Consider the following 22,280-nt stretch of genomic DNA (forward strand, 5'->3'; position numbering starts at 1 on the left):
CGGGACTCTCAGAAAAACAGTGTGCGAGAGTCCGGCCTACTCCGAAGGAGACGGCCGTGACTGACGGCGCCCGTCCGCATGTCGCTGCCAATCACGTAACGATCTTGGTTGATCTGTTTTGGTTTGACATACGGGCGATAACGTAGTCGGTTTGGTTGCGTTGCGATATTCCGCTCCAACTGGTCGCTGCGCCGATGGTGATGCCGAAGTGTGCGGAGATGACGGCAGCGGGGAGGTCTTCGGCAAGGGTGAGCATGGCCTGGTTTCGGTGGATTCTTGGGGAGATCCCAGCGGCTTTGAGCTTGAGCCCGAGGGTTGTTGTGTGGAGGGGTTCGCCGCGACGTCCACCGGGGTACAGGTAGTAGTTGGTGCTGGTTCCCGGATTCTGCCTTGTTCAGTGCGGGCGTTCGCGACAAGCTCCGCGACGAGCGGTGCCATCGCTGGCGGGATGTTCAGCCTCTGCGCCTGTGGGAGGGTGACGGCGACGCGGTTTTCGTCGACGTGGACGTGGTCGGTTGTGAGAGCGGTGATCTGTGGGATGCGTGCGCCGTAGAGCAGGATGAGTAGCCCGGCAACGCGGAGGTCCAATTCTAGTTCGTTCGTGTCGTCGAGTAGGGACCTAATGAGTTCGCGTTGTTCGTCTTCTTCACCGAGGTGTTGGATAGGCGCTTTCGGGATGGTGGGAACTGTAACGTCGGTAACGAGATGGCGGGCGGTGAGCCATTTGATGAATCCTGCAAGCACTCGCGTGCGACGGATGTTGCCATTGCACCATCGGTCGAAGGTCGCTTGATCGAGGTCGCTGATCGAGCGGCCGGTGACGGTCAAGTGTGTGAGGAGGCGGTTGGCGCTGCGTATCCGTTCTCGGGCCGAGGCGTCGGCGCCAACGACGTCGCACATCGCGATCTCATTTCGCCGCAACCCGAATGCGTAGGCGAACTTGATCATCGCCGCATCCCGAAGCGCCGGGAGCACAGCCTTACGATGACGTGCAGCGATCTGGTCCGCGAGCCCATCGGCGGCATCGAACAGCGCCTGCACCTCGTCATAGGTCAACGGACGGCGGGAACCCCGCCCCTCGTACTCCGCGACATGAATGATCGAGTTGTCATCGTGGAAGATCTGCTCCGGCGTCGCACCGAACTGGCTTTGACACTCATCAGCCCAGCGATAGCGACGGTCAGTGAGGAACTCGCAGAAGACGCGGATCGTCACCTCGTAGCCGCGCAAGGTCGAGATCGCCAGCGGCGAGCTACCCGACCGCAGCGACGCGATCCATGACTCCCCCTCTGCCGGGGTCCACTGCCACGGATACAGATCCGAGAACTCAGCGAACCTCCGCACCAGGCGCACCCGCGGAACAATCGTCCGCTCCTTCAGGAACCGCGCACGCTGCTGGTTCCCCCACCCTTGCAACATCGCCTCGAACAGCGCCCGCTCGGGATCCAGATTGAAGACATTCGCGAGTTCATCACGGCGGGCGGCTCCATCGTCATCCACATTCACACCCAATGTTGCATCAGGTGCAACATTGATGCTCCCACTCCGACACGGATGCCACCAGCGGTAACTTGGCCATCACAACCGACGCGCGGTTAGCACCCAGCCAAAACGTCTGCGCGAGTCATCCTACTTATGATGCATCGAATGCCAATACCGCGTGATTCGCCAGCGACTTGATCCGGTCGGGACGGAAGCCCGACCAATGGTCCGCGCCGTCGACCACGACGACCGGCGCCTGCAGGTAGCCGAGCGCCAGGACGTACTCCCGCGCCTCCTCGTCGAGGCTGATGTCGACCGAGGTGTACTCGACGCCCGCCTTGTCGAGCGCACGGTAGGTCGCCGTGCACTGCACGCACGCGGGCTTGGTGTAGACGATCACGTTGCTGCTCATGCCCTCAATACTACATCTAGTGTCACACGCGTGCAATTTACACAAGATGCTGTGGATTGCGCTCCACAGGCGTCCCCAGGCGATCCACCGCCCGTCCACAGCCGCATCCCCAGGGCGGCGGCCCTCCTACGTGGCCAGAACCTCCTTGAGGAAGGTGCCTGTGTAGGAATCCGGCACCGCGGCCACGTCCTCGGGCGTGCCCTGGGCGACGACGGTGCCGCCCCCGTGACCGCCCTCCGGCCCCATATCGACGACCCAGTCGGCGGTCTTGATGACGTCCAGGTTGTGCTCGATGACGAGCACCGAGTTGCCCTTGTCGACCAGCCCGTCGATCACCTGCAGCAGTTTCGCGATGTCCTCGAAGTGCAGGCCGGTGGTCGGCTCGTCGAGGATGTAGACGGTGCGGCCGTTGGACCGCTTCTGCAGCTCGGCCGCGAGCTTCACGCGCTGCGCCTCGCCGCCGGAGAGCGTCGTGGCCGGTTGGCCGAGTCGCACATATCCGAGGCCGACCTCGACCAGCGTCTTGAGGTAGCGGTGGATCGAGGTGACGGCCTCGAAGAACTCCGCTGCCTCCTCGATCGGCATGTCGAGCACCTCGGCGATGTTCTTGCCCTTGTAGTGCACTTCCAGGGTCTCGCGGTTGTAGCGCGCGCCGTGGCACACCTCGCACGGGACGTAGACGTCCGGCAGGAAGTTCATCTCGATCTTGATGGTGCCGTCGCCCGAGCACGCCTCGCACCGGCCGCCCTTGACGTTGAACGAGAAGCGTCCGGGCTGGTAGCCGCGCACCTTCGCCTCGGTGGTCGCGGCGAACAGCGTGCGGATCTTGTCGAAGACTCCCGTGTACGTGGCCGGGTTGGACCGCGGCGTCCGGCCGATCGGCGACTGGTCGACCTGCACCAGCTTGTCGAGGTCGTCGAGCCCGGTGACGCGGCTGTGCCGCCCCGGGACCTGGCGCGCTCCGTTCAGTTTGTTCGCCAGCACCGTCGCAAGGATGTCGTTGACCAGGGTGCTCTTGCCTGAGCCCGAGACACCCGTGACGGCCGTCAGCACGCCCAGCGGGAAGGCGACGTCGATGTTCTTGAGGTTGTGTTCGCGCGCCCCGACGACCTTGAGCTGGCGCTTCTTGTCGATCGGACGGCGCACCGCCGGCACGGGCAGCGCGCGCCGCCCCGAGAGGTAGGCGCCGGTCAGCGACTCCTTGTTCTTGAGGAGCGCCTTGTAGGTTCCGCTGTGCACGACCTTGCCGCCGTGCTCGCCCGCGTACGGGCCGATGTCGACGACCCAGTCCGCGGTGCGGATCGTGTCCTCGTCGTGCTCGACGACGATGAGCGTGTTGCCCAGATCGCGCAGCCGCACGAGGGTGTCGATGAGCCGGCGGTTGTCGCGCTGATGCAGGCCGATCGACGGCTCGTCGAGCACGTACAGCACGCCGGCGAGGCCGGAGCCGATCTGCGTGGCGAGCCGGATGCGCTGCGCCTCACCGCCCGACAGCGAGCCCGCGGCGCGGGAGAGCGAGAGGTACTCCAGGCCCACGTCCAGCAGGAAGGCGATGCGGGCCTGCACCTCCTTGAGCACGCGACCGGCAATCGCGGCCTCGCGCGCACCGAGTTTGAGATCGGAGAGGTAGTCGGAGCACTCCCCCACGGACATCGCCGCGACGTCCGCGATCGACTTCTCGCCGAACCGCGGATGGTCGAGCGTCACTGCGAGGATCTCGGGCCGCAGGCGCGCGCCGGAACACGCAGGACACGGCACGTCGCGCATGTAGCCCTCGTACCGCTCCTTCATCTGCTCCGACTCGGTGGACTCGAGGCGACGGTGCAGGAAGGGCATCACGCCCTCGAACTCGGCGTAGTACGAGCGGGTGCGCCCGTACCGGTTGCGGTACTTCACGTGCACCTGGTGCTCGGAGCCCTCGATGACGGCCTTACGGGCCTTCGCCGGCAGGTCCTTCCACGGGGTGTCCAGGTCGAAGCCCATCGCGTCGCCGAGGCCAGAAAGCAGGCGCAGGAAGTACTCCGCGCTCTGCCCCGACGACCAGGGGGCGATGGCACCGTCGGCCAGCGAGAGCAGCGGGTCGGGCACGACCAGCTCCGGATCGACCTCCTTGCGCACGCCGAGGCCGTCGCACTCCGGGCACGCGCCGTAGGGCGAGTTGAAGGAGAAGGAGCGCGGCTCGAGGTCGTCGACGGCGATGGGGTGGCCGTTCGGGCACGCCATCTTCTCCGAGAAGCGGCGCTCCCGCTCGGCGTCGTTCTCCTCCCGGTCCACGAAATCGAGCACGACGATGCCGTCGGCCAGCCGCAAGGCCGTCTCGATGGAGTCGGTGAGCCGCTGCTTGGCCGTCGTCTTCACCGCGAGGCGGTCGACGACGACCTCGATGTCGTGCTTCTCCTGCTTCTTCAGCTTCGGGGGCTCCGCGAGCTGGTAGACCACGCCGTCGATCCGCGCGCGGGAGTAGCCCTGCGTCTGCAGCTGGTTGAACAGGTCGACGAACTCGCCCTTGCGGGTGCGAACGACGGGAGCGAGCACCTGGAAGCGGGTGCCCTGCTCCATGTCGAGCACCTGGTCGACGATCTGCTGCGGCGTCTGCCGCGCGATCACCGAGCCGCACTCGGGACAGTGCGGCGTGCCGGCCCGCGCGTAGAGCAGTCGTAGGTAGTCGTAGACCTCGGTGATGGTGCCGACCGTCGAGCGCGGGTTGCGATTGGTCGACTTCTGATCGATCGACACCGCGGGCGACAGGCCCTCGATGAAGTCGACGTCGGGCTTGTCCATCTGCCCGAGGAACTGGCGCGCGTACGCCGAGAGCGACTCGACGTAGCGCCGCTGCCCCTCCGCGAAGATCGTGTCGAACGCGAGGCTGGACTTGCCGGAGCCCGAGAGCCCCGTGAACACGATCAGGCTGTCGCGCGGGAGGTCCACATCGATACCCCGCAGGTTGTGCTCGCGCGCGCCGCGCACGATCAAACGATCGACCACCGTGATCCCCTCATCAGACTCATTGCAGGCCCGCAGCGCGGGCCCTCGTCAATGCTAGGCAACCGCACTGACAAGTTTTCGCCGCACGGTAGCGTCGAGGCCGTGACCACCACGATCAAGCAGATTTCCGTCGGCGGTATGGACAACAACGTCTACCTGGTGAGTGATTCCTCCGGGCGCACGCTGCTCATCGACGCCGCCAATGAGGCCGAGAAGATCCTTGAGGTCGCGCGGGAGACCGGCGGCATCGAGCTGATCGTCACCACCCACCGCCACCTGGACCACTGGTACGCGCTGGCCGAGGTCCGCGAGGGTCTCGGCGTGCCCGCGGCGGCCGGCGTCAACGACGCCGAGGGCATCGACTCCCCCACCGACCGCACCCTCTCCGACGGCGAGGTGCTCGCCGTGGGCGATCTCACCTTCGACGTCATCGAGCTCGTCGGCCACACCCCGGGCTCGATCGCGCTCGCACTGCGCCCCGAGTTCGACGGTGCGCCCGTCCACCTGTTCACGGGCGACAGCCTGTTCCCGGGCGGCGTCGGCAAGACCGGCTCGCCCGAGGACTTCGCGAGCCTCTACACCGACGTGACCACCAAGCTGTTCGACCGCTTCGACGACGACACCGTCGTGCACCCCGGCCACGGCAAGGGCACCACTCTCGGCGCCGAACGCCCGCACCTCGCGGAGTGGCGCGAGCGGGGCTGGTAGTCGATCAGGGGTAGCCGCCCTCCGGCGGCACCATCTCGCCGCGCACACCCAGCAGCCGTACCGGGCGATCGTCGTCGAGGGCTCGGTACAGCGCCTCGGCGGTGTCGGCGATGCGCGCCGGGTCGAAGGTCGGCTCGGGGAGCTTGCGCACGCGGTTGACGGTGAAGAAGGGCGCGAATCTCACCTTCACGTGCACGCGCATGCACGGGCGGTCCTCCGCCCGCAGGTCCGCCACGACGGCACCCGCCAGCTCGTCCAACGCGCCGCGGACCTGCTCGGGTGTCACGAGATCCTCCTGGAAAGTCCGCTCGTGTCCGTGGGCGCGGGCGACCCACGGAGTCTCATCCACGCGGTCGGGACCCGCGCCGCGCCCCAACCCCAGCAGGTAAGGCCCCGTGCGCAATCCGAATTCCGCGACCAGGGCGGCCTCGTCCGCCGCAGCGAGATCCGCGACCGCGATGATGCCCAGTCCGACCATGCGCTGGGACAGGCGCGATCCGATCCCCCACAGCTCGCGCGTGGGCCGCTCGCCCATCACCGCGAGCCAGTTCTCGCTGGTGAGCCAGAAGACTCCGCGCGGCTTGCCGAGGTCGGTGGCGTTCTTCGCTCGCACGGTGGTGTCGCCGATCCCGATTGAGCAGTGCAGGCCGGTCGCGTCGAGGACCGCGCGCTGGATGGAAGCGGCCGCTGCGGCCGGGTCCTCCGTGTCCAGCCCTACGAAGGCCTCGTCCCAACCCAGGACCTGCACGGCCGCGCCAGGAAGGGCCCGCAGCGTGCCCATCACCTCGGCGGACACCTGTTCGTACGCCGGGAAGTCCACGGGGAGAAAGACGGCGTCGGGACATCGCTTGGCTGCGGTGCGCAGCGGCATGCCGGACCGGATGCCGAACGCACGGGCCTCGTACGACGCCGTCGACACCACGGCCCGTTCGGTCGGGTCGCCGCGTCCGCCGACGACCACGGCGAGGCCCGCCAGCTCGGGGCGACGCTGCATCTCGATCGCGGCCAGGAACTGGTCCATGTCGACGTGCAGCACCCACGGAGTCATACCTCCAGTGTGAGCCTCCAGCGGCCGGAGTCGCGGGTCGGCCGTCACGCACCGAACCGCTGCGCCACAATGAGCGTGTCACCGTCGTTTCCACGAACGATCGAGGAGACCCGCATGACCGCTCCCAGGATCTTGATCGCCGGCGCGAGCATCGCCGGCCCCGCGCTCGCTCTCTGGCTCGCGCGCTACGGCGCGGACGTCACCGTCGTCGAACGGGCTCCGGGCCTGCGGCCCGGTGGGCAGGCGGTGGACGCGCGCGGGGTGGCGCGGGAGGTGATCCGCCGGATGGGGCTCGACGAGGCCGTCCGCGCGGCGCGCACGGAGACCGCGGGCGCGCACTTCGTGGACGAGAACGGCACCGTCCTCCAGACCTTCGGCGCGGAGGACGACGGCGGCGACGGCTTCATCGCCGACATCGAGATCCTCCGCGGCGACCTGTCCGACGTGCTGCACGACGCCACCCGCGACCGAGTCGAGTACCTGTTCGGCGAGCGGATCGTCGTGCTGGCGCAGGACGCGGCCGGGGCCGACGTCACCCTCGCGAGCGGCACCGAGCGCCGATTCGACCTGGTGATCGGCGCCGACGGCCTGCACTCGTCGCTCCGCGCGCTCGCCTTCGGGCCGCACGAGCGGTACGTGAGGCACCTCGGGCACGCGATGGCCTTCTACACCGTGCCCAACGAGTTCGGGCTGGACCGCTGGCTGCTCGACTGCGTGGTCCCGGGCAGGTCGGCGGGCCTGCGCCCGATCCGCGACGCCACGCTCGGCATGGCCCTGTTCTCGTTCGCCGCCACCGAGGCGGAGCTCGCGGTCCGCGACGCCGACGCCCAGAAGGCGCTGCTCCGGGGCAAGATGGCCGGCCTCGGGTGGCTCACCCCGCGGATCCTCGCCCATGCCGACACCGCCGACGACTTCTACCTCGACGCCGTCGCGCAGGTCGTGATGGACGCCTGGTCGACGGGGCGCGTGGCGCTCCTGGGCGACGCGGCGTTCTGCTCGTCTCCGATGTCGGGGCAAGGCACCAGCCTCGCGCTGGTGGGCGCCTACGTGCTCGCGGGCGAGCTCGCCGCCGCGGACTGGCGACCGGAGCCGGCGTTCGCCGCGTACGAGCGTCTGCTGCGGCCGATGGTCGAGGCCAACCAACAGGTCGGACAGTGGAACGCCGCCAGCCGCACCGTCCCCGCCCCCGGCGAGCCACCCACCACTTCGCCCGAGGACTGGGACATGGCCGTGATCGAGCGCGCTATCAACGGCATCGACCTGCCCGACTACTGACCGTGGCCGGGTGGCGGCGGCGCCGAGCCCGCGGATCGTGGACAATGGACGGTCTGATTCATCGCCGCCGCACACGAGGAGTCCCGTGACCACCGACGCCGTCGATCCCCTGCTCGCCGAGGAGCAGGCCCACCTCGATCGCGTGTACGCCCGGATCGACGCCATGCGCACCACCGCGAACCGACGCCGGGCCGACAACCTGCAGGAGGTGGGCGAGAACCCGCAGGAGATCTCCGAGCGGGACTCGTACCACCAGCTCTACTCCGACGACATCGCGAAGTACGACGCCGCCGAGCAGAACCTCTACTTCGGCCGCCTCGACATGACCGGCGGAGACGCGGCCTCGCCCGACGCGGTGCGCCGCATTGGCCGGATCGGCGTCCTCGACGACGACGAGGACCTGAGCACCCTCCTGCTGGATTGGCGCGCGCCGCTCGCCCGCCCGTTCTACCTCGCCACGCCCGCCCAGCCGGAGGGCGTCGCGGTGCGCCGCCACGTGCGCACCCGCGGCCGCGACCTCACGGGGGTTGTCGCGGAGCGCCTCACGCTCACCGGTGAGGGGGGCGACGGTGCCGACGCCGGGCACGGCCTGGGCGCCAACGTGGCCGGGGAATCCGCTCTGGTGGACGCCCTGAACCGGGCCCGCACCGGGCACATGGCCGACATCGTGGAGACGATCCAGCGCGAGCAGGACGCGATCATCCGGTCCGAGCACCGCGGCGTCCTCGTGGTGCAGGGCGGTCCCGGCACCGGCAAGACGGCGGTCGCGCTGCACCGCGCCGCGTATCTGCTGTACACCTACCGGCAAAACCTCTCCCGGACCGGCGTGCTCATCGTGGGCCCCAACGAGACCTTCCTCAATTACATCAGCCAGGTGCTCCCCAGCCTCGGCGAGACCGGCGTCTTGCTGAGCACGATCGGCGACCTGTTTCCCCGCGTCCTCGCGACGCTGGACGACACGGCCGCGGCGGCCCGGCTCAAGGGTTCGACCGCCATGGTCGAGGTCGTCAAGCAGGCGGTCCGGGGCTGGCAGACGGCGCCCGACGAGCCGATCGTGCTGAAGTTCGACGGTTACCCACTGACGATCGACAAGAAGCTCGCCACCCGCGCCCGGGGCCGCGCCCGCTCGTCGCGACGCCCGCACAACACGGCCCGCGCGATCTTCCGGCAGTCCGCGCTCGACGCCCTGGCCGCGCAGCACGCAGCGACCATCGGCTCGTCGGTGGTGGACAACACGATGCTGCTCTCCCGCACCGATATCTCCGACATCCGCGACGAACTGGCTCAGGACCGGGAGGTCCTCGGCGCGCTCGATCAGCTGTGGCCGGCCCTGACGCCGCAGCGGGTGCTCACGGAGCTCCTGCGCGACGAGGACCGGCTCGCCGAGGCCGCGCCCGACCTCACGGACGCGGATCGCGCGGAGTTGCGTCGGGACGCGATCACGGGCGCCGACGGCAAGCCCGCGTTCTCCGCCGCCGACGCGCCATTGCTCGACGAGATCGCCGAGCTCCTGGGCGACGACGATCCTGACGCGGACGAGGCGGAGCGCCAGTGGCGGCAGCGTCTCGAGGAGGCGCAGGAGGCGCTCGACATCCTGACCGGTTCCGCGCCGCAGGATCTGGACGACGACTTCGACGCCGAGATCCTCATGGCCTACGACCTGATCGATGCGGAGCAGCTCGCGCAGCGGCAGACGGTGCGCGAGTTCAACTCCACCGCCGACCGCGCCCGCGACGACCGCACGTGGACGTTCGGGCACATCATCGTCGATGAGGCGCAGGAACTCTCGGCGATGGCCTGGCGAATGCTGATGCGGCGCAGCCCGAACCGGTGGATGACGCTGGTGGGCGATACCGCGCAGACCGGTGACGCTGCCGGGATGACCAGCTGGGGCGAGGCCCTGGATCCGTACGTCCCCGGGCGGTTCACGGTGGCCGAGCTGACGGTGAATTACCGCACGCCCGAGGAGATCATGGATCTCGCGGCCGGCGTGCTGGCCGAGATCGATCCCACGCTGTCACCGCCCGCGTCGGTGCGGGCGGGCGCGGAGCCCCCGCGCCTGGTGCGGGTCGACGGCGGACGGCCGCTCGTCGAGGCCGTGCGCGCGCAGCTGCCGCGCGACGAGGAGCGCCTGACGGCGGTGCTGGCACCATCGGGCCTGGTGGCCTCGCTGCGGCGCCTGACGGCGCCGAACGTGCGCGTGATGAGCGTCCGCGACGCGAAGGGCCTGGAGTTCGATCACGTGATCGTGGTGGAGCCGGGCCTGATCGTGGGCGAGCCCGCCGAGGTCGAGTTCGATCGGGGGCTGCGCGATCTGTACGTGGCCCTGACGCGAGCGACCCAGACGTTGACCGTGGTCACGTCCGGGTCGCTGCCGCGCGCACTGCGCGCCCTGGAGGCCTGACGACGGCCCTCAGGGGGTACTGCCTACGTGGTGTGGACGATGAGGATGTCCACGGAGGTCTTGCGGGCGGCGTCGGAGGGCACCGAGCCCAGCAGCCGGCCGGTGAGGGAGTTCATGCCCTTGTTGCCCACGACCAGCAGGGCCGGTTCAGGCAGCGACTTGACCAGGTCCAGCAGCGCGTCGACCGGCTGGCCCTTGATGGCCCGCTTCTCGACGTTCCGCGCACCGGCCGTGACCGCGCGCCCCTCGGCGGTGCGGAGCATGTCGTTGACGGGGTTCGCGCCCTGCAGCTGGTACGCGTCGGCGCCCAGGATGTCGGACGCTGCCGGATCGGCGCCCTCGCTCGGCAGGAAGGCGCACGCGATCACCAGCTTGCCGTCGCCGGTCAGCGCAGCGGCGCGCTCCACGGCGCGCAGCGACGACTCCGAGCCGTCGGTGCCGACGACGATCGTGCTGTAGCCACTCATCGAGTCTCCTCTTTCTCTACGTTTCTCCAGCGGAGGTCTGCCATGGGAACGCCCTAGCATTACTTCTCCGACACAATAGCCTCATCGTCCCCGGGAACAGGCCGTTTGCGGCGGGGAACACACCGGTTCAGCCGATGTCATCCGATTCGCCTGCCTTCGCAGGTCATTGCAAACCGGCGGCGTCCATGCCACGGAGTTCCTTCTTCAGGTCCGCGATCTCGTCCCGGATCCGGCCCGCCAGTTCGAACTGCAGCTCCCGCGCGGCATTCATCATCTGGTCCGTGAGTTCCGAGATCAGGTCCGCGAGCTCGGCCCGCGGCATCGACTTCACGTCCTCGCCCTCGTACATGCCGGCGCTCACCGCCGCCGCCGACCGGAGTTCCCCCTGTGCCCGGCGGCCGCGGGAGGCATTGCGGCCGGAGCCACCGATCGCCTGCTCCGTATCGTCCGCCTCCGTATACACCTGGTCGAGGATGTCGGCGATCTTCTTGCGCAAGGGCTTCGGATCGACGCCCATCTTCGTGTTGTAGGCGATCTGCTTCTCGCGGCGGCGGTCCGTCTCCTCGATCGCCACGCGCATCGACTCGGTCACCTTGTCGGCGTACATGTGCACCTCGCCGGAGACGTTGCGCGCCGCGCGGCCGATCGTCTGGATGAGCGAGGTGGTCGACCGGAGGAAGCCCTCCTTGTCGGCGTCGAGGATCGCCACGAGAGAGACCTCCGGCAGGTCGAGTCCCTCACGGAGCAGGTTGATGCCGACCAGCACGTCGTATTCGCCGAGACGCAGCTGCCGGAGCAGCTCCACCCGGCGCAGGGTGTCGATGTCGCTGTGCAGGTACCGGACCCGGATGCCCGCCTCCAGCAGGTAGTCGGTGAGGTCCTCCGCCATCTTCTTGGTGAGGGTGGTGACGAGGACGCGCTCGTCCCGCTCCGTGCGGTCGCGGATCTCGTGGATCAGGTCGTCGATCTGGCCCTTGGTCGGCTTGATCACCACCTGCGGGTCCACGAGCCCGGTCGGGCGGATCACCTGCTCGACGAACTCGCCGCCGGTCTGCCCCAATTCGTACTGGCCGGGCGTGGCCGACAGGTACACCGTCTGCCCGATGCGTCCGGCGAACTCCTCCCAGGTGAGCGGGCGGTTGTCGACCGCCGACGGGAGCCGGAAGCCGAAGTCCACGAGGTTGCGCTTGCGCGAGGCGTCGCCCTCGAACATCGCGCCGATCTGCGGGACGGTCACGTGCGACTCGTCGATCACCAGGAGGAAGTCCTCCGGGAAGTAGTCGATGAGGGTGGCGGGCGCCGAGCCCGCGGCGCGCCCGTCGATGTGCCGGCTGTAGTTCTCGATGCCAGAGCAGAAACCGACCTGCCGCATCATCTCCAGGTCGTACTGCGTGCGCATCCGCAACCGCTGGGCCTCGAGCAGCTTCCCCTGCCGCTCGAACTCCGCCAGCCGCTCCTCCAGCTCCGCCTCGATCCCCTCGATGGCACGGGCCATCCGCTCGGGGCCCGCGACGTAGTGCGTCGCCGGGAAGATCCGCAGGTCCTCGACCTGGCGCACGATGTCGCCGGTGAGCGGGTGCAGGTAGTACAGGGCCTCGATCTCGTCACCGAAGAACTCGATCCGGATCGCGAGCTCCTCGTAGGAGGGGATGATCTCGACGGTGTCCCCGCGCACCCGGAACGAGCCGCGGGTGAAGGCCATGTCGTTGCGGGTGTACTGCACGTCGACGAGCAGCCGCAGCAACGCATCCCGATCCACCTCCATACCCACCTCGAGCTGCACCGAACGGTCGAGGTAGCTCTGCGGGGTGCCGAGGCCGTAGATGCACGAGACGGACGCGACCACCACGACGTCCCGCCGCGACAGCAGCGACGACGTCGCGGAGTGCCGCAGCCGCTCGACGTCGTCGTTGATGGACGAGTCCTTCTCGATGTACGTATCGGACTGCGCGATGTACGCCTCGGGCTGGTAGTAGTCGTAGTACGAGACGAAGTACTCGACCGCGTTGTGTGGCAGCATCGCCCGCAGCTCGTTGGCGAGCTGCGCGGCCAGCGTCTTGTTCGGGGCCATGATGAGCGTGGGCCGCTGCACCTTCTCGATCAGCCAGGCCGTGGTGGCCGACTTACCGGTACCCGTGGCACCGAGGAGCACCACGTCCCGCTCGCCCGTCTTCAGTCTGCGTTCGAGGTCGGCGATGGCGGTGGGCTGATCGCCCGCCGGCTCGTACTCGCTGACCACCGTGAACTCCGCCGGGGCCCGCTCGATCTCCCCGATGGGCCGGTGCTCGGAGTGCGCCACCACCGGTTGTTCTGCCGCGAATGCCATGGCACCAGCCTAGGCCGACCCACCGACAAGTTTTCCGCGAGCGGACCGGCGCGGGCTCAGTCCCGGCGCGCGACGATGACGTCCCGCGTGATCGCCCGGTCCACCCGGTGCCGTAGGTCGTCGTATCCCGGCCCGTCGAGCACCGTCAGGCCGGCGGCCTCCAGGACCTCCGCGACCCGCGCCCGGGGCGCGACCCGCGTGTTCCACGCGAGCCCCATCGCGCCGCCGGTGCGGAGCCGTGTGGCCCAGCCGGGGAGGGCGGCGTTCAGCAGGTCGAGGGGGTCGCGCACCAGGCCCCGCGGGCCGCGGCTGCCGTGCTGCACCCCGTAGGGCAGGTCGCCGACCACCACGTCGACGGTGCCGGGCTTGATCAGCTGGGAGGTGAGCAGGGTATCGGCGGCGTAGCAGGTGAGCGTCTGCTTCTCCCCCGCCAGGTAGTCGGCCTTCTCGGCGGCGAAGGCGGCCTCGTACTTCTTGGCGATCACCGACTTCTCGCGGCGCACCGGGGTGGTCGCGGCGGCGTGCTTGAACCGGTGATCCTTGAGCCAGGTGGTGAAGAAGGAGCTGTAGAGCTCGAAGTCCTTGGTGTCCACGTCGATGCCCACCGCGTCGAGGCCGTACATGACGGCCTGGCTCAGCGTGGTGCCGCGCCCGCACACCGGGTCGAGCACGCGCAGCGTCCGGTCGAGCACGCCGTCGGGGCGCGCGGTCGACGCCGCGGTGATGTTGAGCACGAGCCGCGTGAACTGCTCGTTCGTCTTGCCCTGATACTTGAGGATCGTCAGCAGGTCGGACGGGTAGCGGTCGGGCGAGGGCACCGTCACGGGACGCAGCAGCTCGCCGTCGGCCTCGAAGAGCGCGTAGAACGCGGAGGTGAGGCCGAGGAAGGCGAGATCGCGCTCGGTCATCTCGTCGGCCTCGAAGCCGAGGTACTCGACGCCCGCGACGGTCGCGGTCTCGACGGGCCCGACCCGCCCGCCGAGCGCGGCCCGGCTGAGCACCGTCAGCTCGGCGCGCACCATGGACGCGGCGGCCTCCGCGTAGACGCGATTGGCGGCGGGGGCGGGTAGGAGCAGGTACTGGGGCACGACTGGAGATCGTACGTGGGGAGTCCGGACCGGCCGCCCCACGTGGGTCCCGGGGCGCGCAGCCACCCGGGAATCCCGGCGAGGCGTCGTATCGTGGACGAATGGACGCGGACGTGACCTTCGAGCTCACCGTCGACGGGGCGGCCGCGATCGGCGCGGTGGGCGGCGGCTGGCTGGACCTGACGGTGCTCGATGCGGCGGAGGATGCCGTGCCCGCCCTCCTCGACGCGGCGCGCGAGCGGGCGTCGGGGCTCGACGGGATCCTCGTCCGCACCTACGACGACGCGCTCGGCGCGCTGCTGCGGCGCCACGGCTTCCGGCCCTCCGGCGCGGTCGCCGGCCGGCCCCGGGGGCACACCGAGGTCACGCTGGTGCTGCGCCTCGCCGCCGATGCCGCGGTCGACGACGGCGCCGTGCACCCGCCCAAGCGCGAGGCCTTCGATCCGCCGGCGATGACCAACACCGACCCCAAGGGCTTCGTCCGCGAGGTCGAGGAGTTCCGGGAGACGCCCTTTGGGCTGTACGTCTTCCGGGGCGCGGACCACCCGAAGTTCGACGCGGTCGAGTCGTGGCTGCTCCCCGCGTTCGACCTGCGCGCGACGATCTTCCACTTCACGCCGGGCCACGAGCGCGATCAGCGCGTGTACCTCGACGTCGCCCGGGTCCACCGGGACGGGAACGTCTGGCACACCGAGGACTGGTACCTCGACCTCGTCGAGCACCCGGGCAGGCCGATCGAGCTGATCGACGTCGACGAGCTGCTCGCCGCCTCCGCGGCGGACCTGCTCAGCGCTGCGGACGCCGAGCGGGCACTGCATGCGGCCGTCCGCGCGGTCACCGGCACGGCGACGCACGGACACAGCGTGGACGCCTGGTTGGCCGCGGAGGGCGCGCCGATCACCTGGCGCTGACCGCTACCCGTCCCGCAGGCCGGGGATCCGCGATTCCAGGCCGTCGAGCAGCGCCTGCAGGCCCAGCTCGAAGCCGGCATCGGGATCGCCGGGCGCGCTGTAGTACTCGCCGACGACGGTGCCGACGCGGCCCGCGATCGGGTACTTCCCGGGCGGCATGAGCGCGGCGAGCTCCGGCCCGACGACCTCCCACCACTGCGCGTCGGTCATCGGCCGCGACGCGGCGCCGCGCGCCCCGGAACTGCGGGCGGCGCCCGCGGCGAAGCTCTCCAACAGCACGATCAGCCAGTCCCGCTCGAGGTCGCCGATCGGGAGGTCCTCGAGGAGCGCGAGCTGCGCCTCGTACTGCCCGATCTTCCCCGGCCCGAGCACGTCCCGCCACGAGGGCGCGTCGAGCAGCCACGTGTGCGCGAGGTACTCGTCGCGGCGCGCACCGACGGCCGCGACCAGGGAGGCGCGCAGCGTGGCGAGCCGCTCGACCGGCGGCTGCGCGAGCGCGACCGCGTCGACCATGAGCGCGACCAGCACGTCGCGGGTCGGCACGTAGGTGTACACGCTCATCGGCCCGACGCCGAGGCGCGCGGCGAGCGCCCGCATGGTCACCGCCGCGAGGCCCTCCGCGTCGGCGAGTTCGATCGCGGACGCGACCACCTCGTCGACCGTGAGGCGCTGCTTGGGCCCCTTGCGCCCCGGCGCCGGCTCCCCGGCCTCCGCCCGCCACAGCAGCCGGACCAGCGCGCGGCCCTCGTCCTCGGGATTCATCGCCATCTTTCTCCGTACTATGTACACTGTTCGAGTACTCCGTACAACGTACCCTATTCGACTCCAGCGAAGGACGCGCCCTGAGCCTCGAAGTCACGTACCTCCCCGACCTCCACCAGTTCGCCCTCTGGTCGTCTCACGACCTCGACGACCCCGCCCGCGCCACGGTTCTCCCGCTCGCCGTTCCGGTCGACGGTGCACTCGCCGTCGCGGACGTGCGCTGTGACGTCATAGACGTCACGGCCCTGCCCGGCGCCGCACGGCCGTCGGCCTCGCTCGCCGCATGGTCCGCGCGGGACCGGGGCGGGGACGCGCCGCTGCCGATCGCGGCCCACGCCGAGCCGGACCCGACCGGGACCGCCGTCACCTCCGCCGCCTACGCGACCACTGCCTTCGCCGACACCGTCGCGACGGCGGCGTCCCTCAAAGGCGTCCTCGAGGCGAAACCGCGGCCCTATCAGGCGGCCGGCGTGGCCTGGCTGCTCCGCGCACTGCACGATCACGGCGGGGCGCTGCTCGCCGACGAGATGGGTCTCGGCAAGACGCTGCAGGCGATCGCGGCCCTCACCCGGCTGGGCCCGGGGCCGCACCTCGTCGTGTGCCCCACCAGCCTCGCCACCAACTGGCGCCGCGAGATCGCCCGATTCGCGCCGGCCCTGCAGGACGAGGTCACCGTCGTCTCCTACGCCCGGCTCCGCCTCTCGGCGGCGGAGCTCGGCCGGACCCGGTGGAACGTCGTCGTCTTCGACGAGGCGCACGCGCTGAAGAACCCGCGGACCCAGGTCTCGCGAGCCGCGCGCGAGCTCGACGCCGAATTCCGCATCGCCCTCACCGGCACGCCGATCGAGAACTCACTCGACGACCTCTGGGCGATTCTGCGCGTGGTCGCGCCGCGGATGTTCCCGGCGAAGGCGGTCTTCCGGCGCCGGTTCACCCGGGCCGTGGAGTCCGGGGACGACGGTGCCCTGCGCCGCCTGCGTGCGGCCGTCGCGCCGGTGATGCTGGCCCGCACCAAGGATCGGGCGGCCGGGGCGCTGCCGCCGAAGATCGACAACCCGGTGCTGTGCGACCTCAGCGACGAGCAGGCCCGCCGTTACGACGCGTGCCTCGCCCGGGCCGCGGACGACGGCTTCGGCAGCGGGCTGGAGCGGCACGGCCGCCTGCTCGCGGTGCTCACCGCGCTCAAGCAGATCTGCAACCACCCGGGCCTGGTCGACGGTGCCGAGCCCTCCTGGGAGCCGGGCCGGTCCGGCAAGCTGGACGTGGCGATGGAGATCCTCGAGGCGAACGTCGCCGCGCACCGGCCGAGCCTGGTGTTCACGCAGTACCGGGAGACGGGCGAGTTGCTCGCCGCGGCGGCCTCGTCGCTGCTGGGCCGCCCCGTCCCGTTCTTCCACGGCGGGATGCCGGTCGCCGAGCGGTCCGCGATCGCCGACGCCTTCCAGGCGGGCACCGGCCCGGAGGTCCTGGTGATGAGCCTCAAGGCGGGCGGCACCGGCCTCACCCTCACCCGCGCGAGCGAGGTCCTGCATTACGACCGCTGGTGGAACCCGGCGGTCGAGGCACAGGCCACGGACCGCGCCCACCGCATCGGGCAGAGCCGTCCGGTCACCGTCACCACCCTGACGACGGCGACCACGATCGAGGAGCACATCGACGAGATGCACCACCGCAAGGCGCTTCTCGGGGTGCACGCCGACGACGGGTCGATCGTGACCGAACTCGCCTCGCTCGACGACGAGCGCCTGATGGACGCGCTGCGCCGGAACCGGGAGAACTGAGATGGCCACCAACCCGTTCGGATTCACGACCTGGGGCGCCGACCTCGTCCGCATCGCCGAGCCGACCACCGCGAGCACCCCGAACACGCACGCCCCGCGGGCTCGGAGGCTCGCCCGCAACGGCGGCGTCACGATGCAGTTCGACGGTGGCCGGGTCACCGCGCTCGTGCACAGCGGAGCGAGCGCGTCCGCGGCGCACCTCGAGTTCGCCGCGATGGCGCCGGCGGTCGCGACGGCGCTACGGGAGGAGCTGGGCTCCCGCACCGAGCCCGACGACGCGATCCACGCGGCGCTGATCGCGCGCGGGCTCCGGCCCGGACCGGTCCTCGACGCCGCCGACTGCTCGTGCAAGGCGCGCAGCACGATGTGCGTGCATGTGCTCGCCGCGGTGTACGCGGTCGCGACGCTCGTCGACCACGAGCCCGTGACCGCGCTGACCATCCAGGCGCACGGCAGCTCGGCGCCCGCGGCCGACGCCGAGGACGACCGGCCGGCGCCACGGTGGACGCCGCTGGCCGCGCTGCACGCGCGCGACTACTACATCAGCGGATGACCGCGGGCGTTAGGACAGGTCCCGGAAGGCCAGCGCGAAGCCGACGATCGCCATGACGCCGGCGACCGCATAGCCGATGATCGACCACCAACCGAGGTGGTAGTAGGCAGTCACCGCGACGACGGCCATACCTGCGAACACCAACGCCATGCCGTACAAGGGCGGGCGCGAGGCGTACCGATTCCGGACGCGTGCCCATCGAGACGGACGGTCCTCGGCCGGCTCGACCGGTACATTGGCGACGACGGGGAACTCGCCGGTGTACCCCTCGCGCAGGCGCGCCTCCTCCAGTACCCGGCCGCGGACCAGGTACCAACCGCCGATGAGTAGCGGAACGATCACCACGAGGCTGGCGACCGTCCAGGTACCGATCGGCCGGTCGAAGCCCATGAGCACCAGAACCGCGAACAGGAACGCGAGGGTGACGTAGGAAGACCACGGCGCCAGAGGCATGCGGAAGCTCGGCCGGGTCATCCGGCCGGCATCGGCCTCGGACTTGAGCTTCATCTGACAGAGGACGATCGTGGCCCACGAGGAGAGGATCCCGAGCGCGGAGACATTGAGGACGATCTCGAACGCCTGTCCGGGGTTGAAGGCGTTCAGCACTACACCGAACAGGCAGATCACCGCCGTGAGCATGATGCCGCCGTAAGGCACTCCCTGCTTGGACATCACCCCGGTGAACTTCGGACCGCTGCCGTTCATCGCCATAGAACGCAGGATCCGCCCAGTGGAGTACAGGCCGGCGTTGAGGCTGGAGAACGCCGCCGTCAGCACGACGACGTTCATGAGGTCGCCGGCTCCGTCGAAGCCGAGCTTCGAGAAGAACGTGACGAACGGGCTCTCCTTACCGGAGTAATCCGTGTACGGCAGCAGCAGAGCCAGGAGGACCACCGAACCGACGTAGAAGATCGCGATGCGCGCGATCACCGAGTTGATCGCGCGGGGCATCACCTTCTCAGGGTTCTCCGTCTCGCCGGCGGCGGTACCCACGAGCTCGACGGCCGCATAGGCGAAGACCACGCCCGACGTGACGACGACCAAAGGCAGCGCCCCGACCGGGAACCATCCGCCGTGGTTCGTCACCATCCCCAGCCCGGTGCTTGCGCCCTGGATCTCGTACCGTCCAGCGAGGAAGACCGTACCGATCACGAGGAAGGCGACGAGCGCGACGACCTTGATCAGGGCGGCCCAGAACTCCATCTCGCCGAACAGCTTGACGGAGACCAGGTTGACCGACAGGACGATCACCAGCGCGATCAGGGCCAGGAGCCACTGCGGAACAGGATCGAAAGCCTTCCAGTAGTGGAAGTAGGTGGCGATCGCGGTGGTGTCGACAATCGCCGTCATGGCCCAGTTCAGGAAGTACATCCAGCCGGCAACGAACGCCGCCTTCTCCCCGTAGAACTCACGGGCGTACGAGACGAACGATCCCGACGACGGGCGATGCAGGACAAGCTCGCCCATCGCCCGGAGGATGAGGAAGACGAACACGCCGCACACCGCGTACACGAGGAACAGGCCGGGCCCCGCGTCGTGGAGGCGGCCGCCGGCACCGAGGAACAGGCCGGTGCCGATGGCGCCGCCGATAGCGATCATCTGCAGCTGGCGCGGCTTGATGCCCTTGTTGTAGCCCTCGTCCTCGCGGGTCAATCCCGCTGGGGGATGTCGGTCGTCGATGGACCGTGTCTCCGACACTTGCGGACCTCGTCTCGTTCGCCCAACGCGCTGCCCCTGTGGCAGCGGTGACCACCAGTGTGTTCCCGAACCGATGGCGTCGCAGAACGTTTCGGCGATACGTGCCGAATGAACGAATTATGTGATCGTTAATCCTGACGGGGGGTGATACGCACCGTCACCGCGCGCCCCGGGTCGGAGCCCGCGAACTCCCCCCGCCCCGTCGGAGCGAAACCCGCCGCCGCGAGCTTCTCCACGACCACATCCACGGTCACGCCGTCGGCGAGCACGACGACGGCCTCGGCGCCGTCGGCCGTGACCGAGGAGGCGTCCGCGCCGAGGGCGACCCACAGCCGCCCGGCGAGCCGCTCGTCGTAGGCCGGGTCGACGATCCGCGGGGCGTCGGCGGCCGGGCGGTGCGCGACGACGTTGGCGGCGTACGGCGCGATGCGGTCTGCCCACAGCGCCCGGACAGCGGCGCGCGTCGCGTCCTCGGTGCCGGTGTTCTCCAGCCAGACGTCTGCGACGGCGCGACGCTGCTCGTCGGTCGCCTGGGCGGCGATACGGGCGCGGGCATCGCCCTCTGCCATGCCGCGCGAGCCCACGAGCCGGTGGACCCGCTCCTCCGCGTCGACCCAGACGATGATCACGAGGTGGAACATCGGCGCCACCTTGTTCTCCACGAGCAGCGGGATGTCCTGCACGATCACGGCGTCGGGGCCGGCCGCCTCGATCAGCTCCGCGGACCGCGCACCCACGAGCGGGTGCGTGATCGCGTTGAGCTTGGCGCGGGACTCGTCGTCGGAGAAGGCGATGGCGGCGAGCGCAGGTCGGTCGAGGCTGCCGTCCGCGGCCAGGATGCCCTCGCCGAAGGCCTTGGCGAGGGCAGCGAGACCGGGAGTCCCCGGTTCAACGACCTCGCGAGCGATCTTGTCGCCGTCGACGATCACGGCGCCAAGGGCGGCGAGCTCCTTCGCCACCGTCGACTTGCCCGCACCGATGCCGCCCGTCAGTCCGATTCGCAACATGCGCTCAGACTAGTGAGTGGTGCCGACCCCGGTGACGCCCGATACCTCGTCGGGCGTGTGCTCGAGGATGCCGCGGCGCAGTTCCTTGCCGGTGGGGACATCGATCGCGACGATCGACTTGGCCGACGGGTCGGTGACGTAGGCGGTGGATCCCAGGGTGAAGACCGCGGGGCGCGGCTCCTGCCAGTTCGCGTCCTCGGTCCACGGCGCCGCGGCCTTGACCTCGCGGACCGTGGCACCCGTGTTCGGGTCGAGGACGCGGAGCACGCCGTCGGTGCCGAGGACGAGCGCCTCGCCGAACTGGCCCCGCGCGAGGGAGCGGAAGCTGTAGGAGGCAGGCAGGTCGACGAGCTTCACCGCGCCGGTGCGGGTGTCGATGAGGCTAACCCGGGTGGGCCGCTCAGGCTTCGCCGCCTTATCCACCTTGTAGTCGCCGAGCACCACGGCATGCGCCTCGGTGGCGGCGACGTTGCCGGTCCGCGCGTAGCCGGGCGTGGGCGCAGCGGTCTTCACGATGTCGTTGCCGCGCACCACGAGCACGCCGTCCTCGCAGCCGAAGAGCACGACGCCACCCTCGGCGGCACCCTCACCGTGCACGCCCGGGCACTGCTCGTTGCGGGCGATCTCCTTCCGGCCCTTGTCGAGGATCGCGACGCCGGTACGGGCCTTCTCGTCGCCGAGCGTGATGAGCATCGAGCCGTCCGCCCGCTCGACGGCGACGCCGTGGTGCGGCTTCGGGGCGGTGTACGTCGCGCGAGGTGCGTCCGGGACACCCACCGCGCCCGAGGCGATCGACGTGACGACGCCGGTGCCGTCGGAGAAGAACACGGTACGGCCGTCATGGCGGACTACGTGGCCGGGCTCGGGTGCCTGGATCGTGATGTCGGTGCGACGAGGCGCAGCGGTGTAGAAGTGCTGATGGTCGCCGTGGGGCACGGACCAGGAGCCGAGGTCCAGTAGGCGGAAGCCGTCGCCCTCGGAGAGCACGGCGTGGCGGCCGTCGCCGGCGGGGTTGACCCGGAGGTAGCCCTCGCCGGGGAAGTCCGCGACGCGCTCGAACGTGGCGGCGTCGACGATCTGCACCCCACCCTCGTAGGTGATGGCGAGGCGCGGCGTCGCGCGGCGCTGTTCGGTCGCGCCCCCAGGCGCGTCGGCGTCCGAGCCTGCGGAGCTGGACGGGGATGCCGATTCGGTTGCGGCGTCACTGCATCCGGCAGCAAGCAGAACGACGAGGAGGAAGGGGACGGCCTTGCGGAAGCGGGGAGACATGCGGAGAAGTGTCTCGGCTGATGAAAATCATTGTCAAAGCTCCCCATGGCGATACGTGCATGCCTCGCCGGAGACGGGGAACGCCCCGCACCCTGTGAGGGATG

At 69.8% G+C, this 22,280-nt stretch carries 17 protein-coding genes; 6 read left to right on the forward strand and 11 right to left on the reverse strand.

Translation table 11 applies throughout. From position 1 onward, the window contains the following. Positions 1-36 precede the first annotated feature (36 nt). The 3 genes from HNP44_RS20390 to uvrA all read right to left on the reverse strand — a co-directional run bounded on the left by HNP44_RS20390 (position 37) and on the right by uvrA (position 4,879). Positions 37-1,500, reverse strand: a complete 1,464-nt coding sequence (locus HNP44_RS20390; protein WP_259144673.1) for a hypothetical protein — start codon at positions 1,498-1,500, stop codon at positions 37-39. A gap of 133 nt (positions 1,501-1,633) precedes the next feature. Then, entirely contained in the window at positions 1,634-1,894 is a 261-nt protein-coding gene (gene nrdH / locus HNP44_RS20395) for a glutaredoxin-like protein NrdH (RefSeq protein ID WP_259144674.1), read from the reverse strand. 126 nt (positions 1,895-2,020) lie between these two features. Next, positions 2,021-4,879: an excinuclease ABC subunit UvrA gene (gene uvrA, locus HNP44_RS20400; protein WP_259144675.1), complete on the reverse strand. Its 2,859-nt coding sequence runs from the start codon at positions 4,877-4,879 to the stop codon at positions 2,021-2,023. A gap of 51 nt (positions 4,880-4,930) precedes the next feature. Here uvrA and HNP44_RS20405 point away from each other — a divergent pair, with 51 nt between their 5' ends. Beyond that, positions 4,931-5,587, forward strand: coding sequence for an MBL fold metallo-hydrolase (locus HNP44_RS20405; RefSeq protein ID WP_259144676.1), 657 nt, complete (start codon positions 4,931-4,933; stop codon positions 5,585-5,587). A gap of 4 nt (positions 5,588-5,591) precedes the next feature. Here HNP44_RS20405 and HNP44_RS20410 read toward each other — a convergent pair whose 3' ends face one another. Next, the gene (locus HNP44_RS20410; RefSeq protein WP_259144677.1) at positions 5,592-6,635 is read right to left on the reverse strand and encodes a DNA polymerase IV; all 1,044 of its coding nucleotides are present in this window, start codon (positions 6,633-6,635) and stop codon (positions 5,592-5,594) included. 114 nt (positions 6,636-6,749) lie between these two features. On the opposite strand from HNP44_RS20410, the gene HNP44_RS20415 reads away from it, so the two are divergent. Then, positions 6,750-7,910, forward strand: a complete 1,161-nt coding sequence (locus HNP44_RS20415) for an FAD-dependent monooxygenase (protein WP_259144678.1) — start codon at positions 6,750-6,752, stop codon at positions 7,908-7,910. Between the two features lie 163 nt (positions 7,911-8,073). After that, positions 8,074-10,314: a HelD family protein gene (locus HNP44_RS20420; protein WP_259144735.1), complete on the forward strand. Its 2,241-nt coding sequence runs from the start codon at positions 8,074-8,076 to the stop codon at positions 10,312-10,314. 23 nt (positions 10,315-10,337) lie between these two features. On the opposite strand, the gene HNP44_RS20425 is transcribed toward HNP44_RS20420, so the two are convergent. From HNP44_RS20425 to HNP44_RS20435, 3 genes are all read right to left on the reverse strand, one after another. Further along, the gene (locus tag HNP44_RS20425) at positions 10,338-10,781 is read right to left on the reverse strand and encodes a universal stress protein (RefSeq protein ID WP_259144679.1); all 444 of its coding nucleotides are present in this window, start codon (positions 10,779-10,781) and stop codon (positions 10,338-10,340) included. A gap of 163 nt (positions 10,782-10,944) precedes the next feature. Further along, positions 10,945-13,107 (reverse strand): excinuclease ABC subunit UvrB, encoded by a 2,163-nt coding sequence (uvrB, locus tag HNP44_RS20430; protein ID WP_259144681.1) that lies wholly within the window; start codon positions 13,105-13,107, stop codon positions 10,945-10,947. Between the two features lie 56 nt (positions 13,108-13,163). Next, entirely contained in the window at positions 13,164-14,195 is a 1,032-nt protein-coding gene (locus tag HNP44_RS20435; protein WP_259144683.1) for a TRM11 family SAM-dependent methyltransferase, read from the reverse strand. 452 nt (positions 14,196-14,647) lie between these two features. Between HNP44_RS20435 and HNP44_RS20440 the strand changes: the two genes are divergently transcribed. Beyond that, on the forward strand, positions 14,648-15,106 hold the full coding sequence (locus HNP44_RS20440; RefSeq protein ID WP_259144737.1) for a DUF402 domain-containing protein: 459 nt from the start codon (positions 14,648-14,650) through the stop codon (positions 15,104-15,106). A 3-nt stretch (positions 15,107-15,109) separates the two neighbouring features. Here HNP44_RS20440 and HNP44_RS20445 read toward each other — a convergent pair whose 3' ends face one another. After that, positions 15,110-15,868, reverse strand: coding sequence for a TetR/AcrR family transcriptional regulator (locus tag HNP44_RS20445; protein WP_259144738.1), 759 nt, complete (start codon positions 15,866-15,868; stop codon positions 15,110-15,112). A 215-nt stretch (positions 15,869-16,083) separates the two neighbouring features. Here HNP44_RS20445 and HNP44_RS20450 point away from each other — a divergent pair, with 215 nt between their 5' ends. Further along, a complete protein-coding gene (locus HNP44_RS20450) occupies positions 16,084-17,649 on the forward strand; it encodes a DEAD/DEAH box helicase (RefSeq protein WP_259144685.1) in 1,566 nt (521 codons plus the stop codon). 1 nt (position 17,650) lies between these two features. Next, a complete protein-coding gene (locus tag HNP44_RS20455) occupies positions 17,651-18,202 on the forward strand; it encodes an SWIM zinc finger family protein (RefSeq protein WP_259144687.1) in 552 nt (183 codons plus the stop codon). 9 nt (positions 18,203-18,211) lie between these two features. Here the strand turns inward: HNP44_RS20455 and HNP44_RS20460 are convergent, their stop codons facing one another. From HNP44_RS20460 to HNP44_RS20470, 3 genes are all read right to left on the reverse strand, one after another. Continuing rightward, a complete protein-coding gene (locus HNP44_RS20460) occupies positions 18,212-19,900 on the reverse strand; it encodes an amino acid permease (RefSeq protein ID WP_259144688.1) in 1,689 nt (562 codons plus the stop codon). A 128-nt stretch (positions 19,901-20,028) separates the two neighbouring features. Further along, positions 20,029-20,907 (reverse strand): dephospho-CoA kinase, encoded by an 879-nt coding sequence (coaE, locus tag HNP44_RS20465; RefSeq protein ID WP_259144689.1) that lies wholly within the window; start codon positions 20,905-20,907, stop codon positions 20,029-20,031. 9 nt (positions 20,908-20,916) lie between these two features. Beyond that, positions 20,917-22,176 (reverse strand): hypothetical protein, encoded by a 1,260-nt coding sequence (locus tag HNP44_RS20470; RefSeq protein ID WP_259144691.1) that lies wholly within the window; start codon positions 22,174-22,176, stop codon positions 20,917-20,919. Positions 22,177-22,280 lie beyond the last annotated feature (104 nt).

The organism is Tsukamurella ocularis, from assembly GCF_024807615.1.
GTDB lineage: Bacteria > Actinomycetota > Actinomycetes > Mycobacteriales > Mycobacteriaceae > Tsukamurella > Tsukamurella ocularis.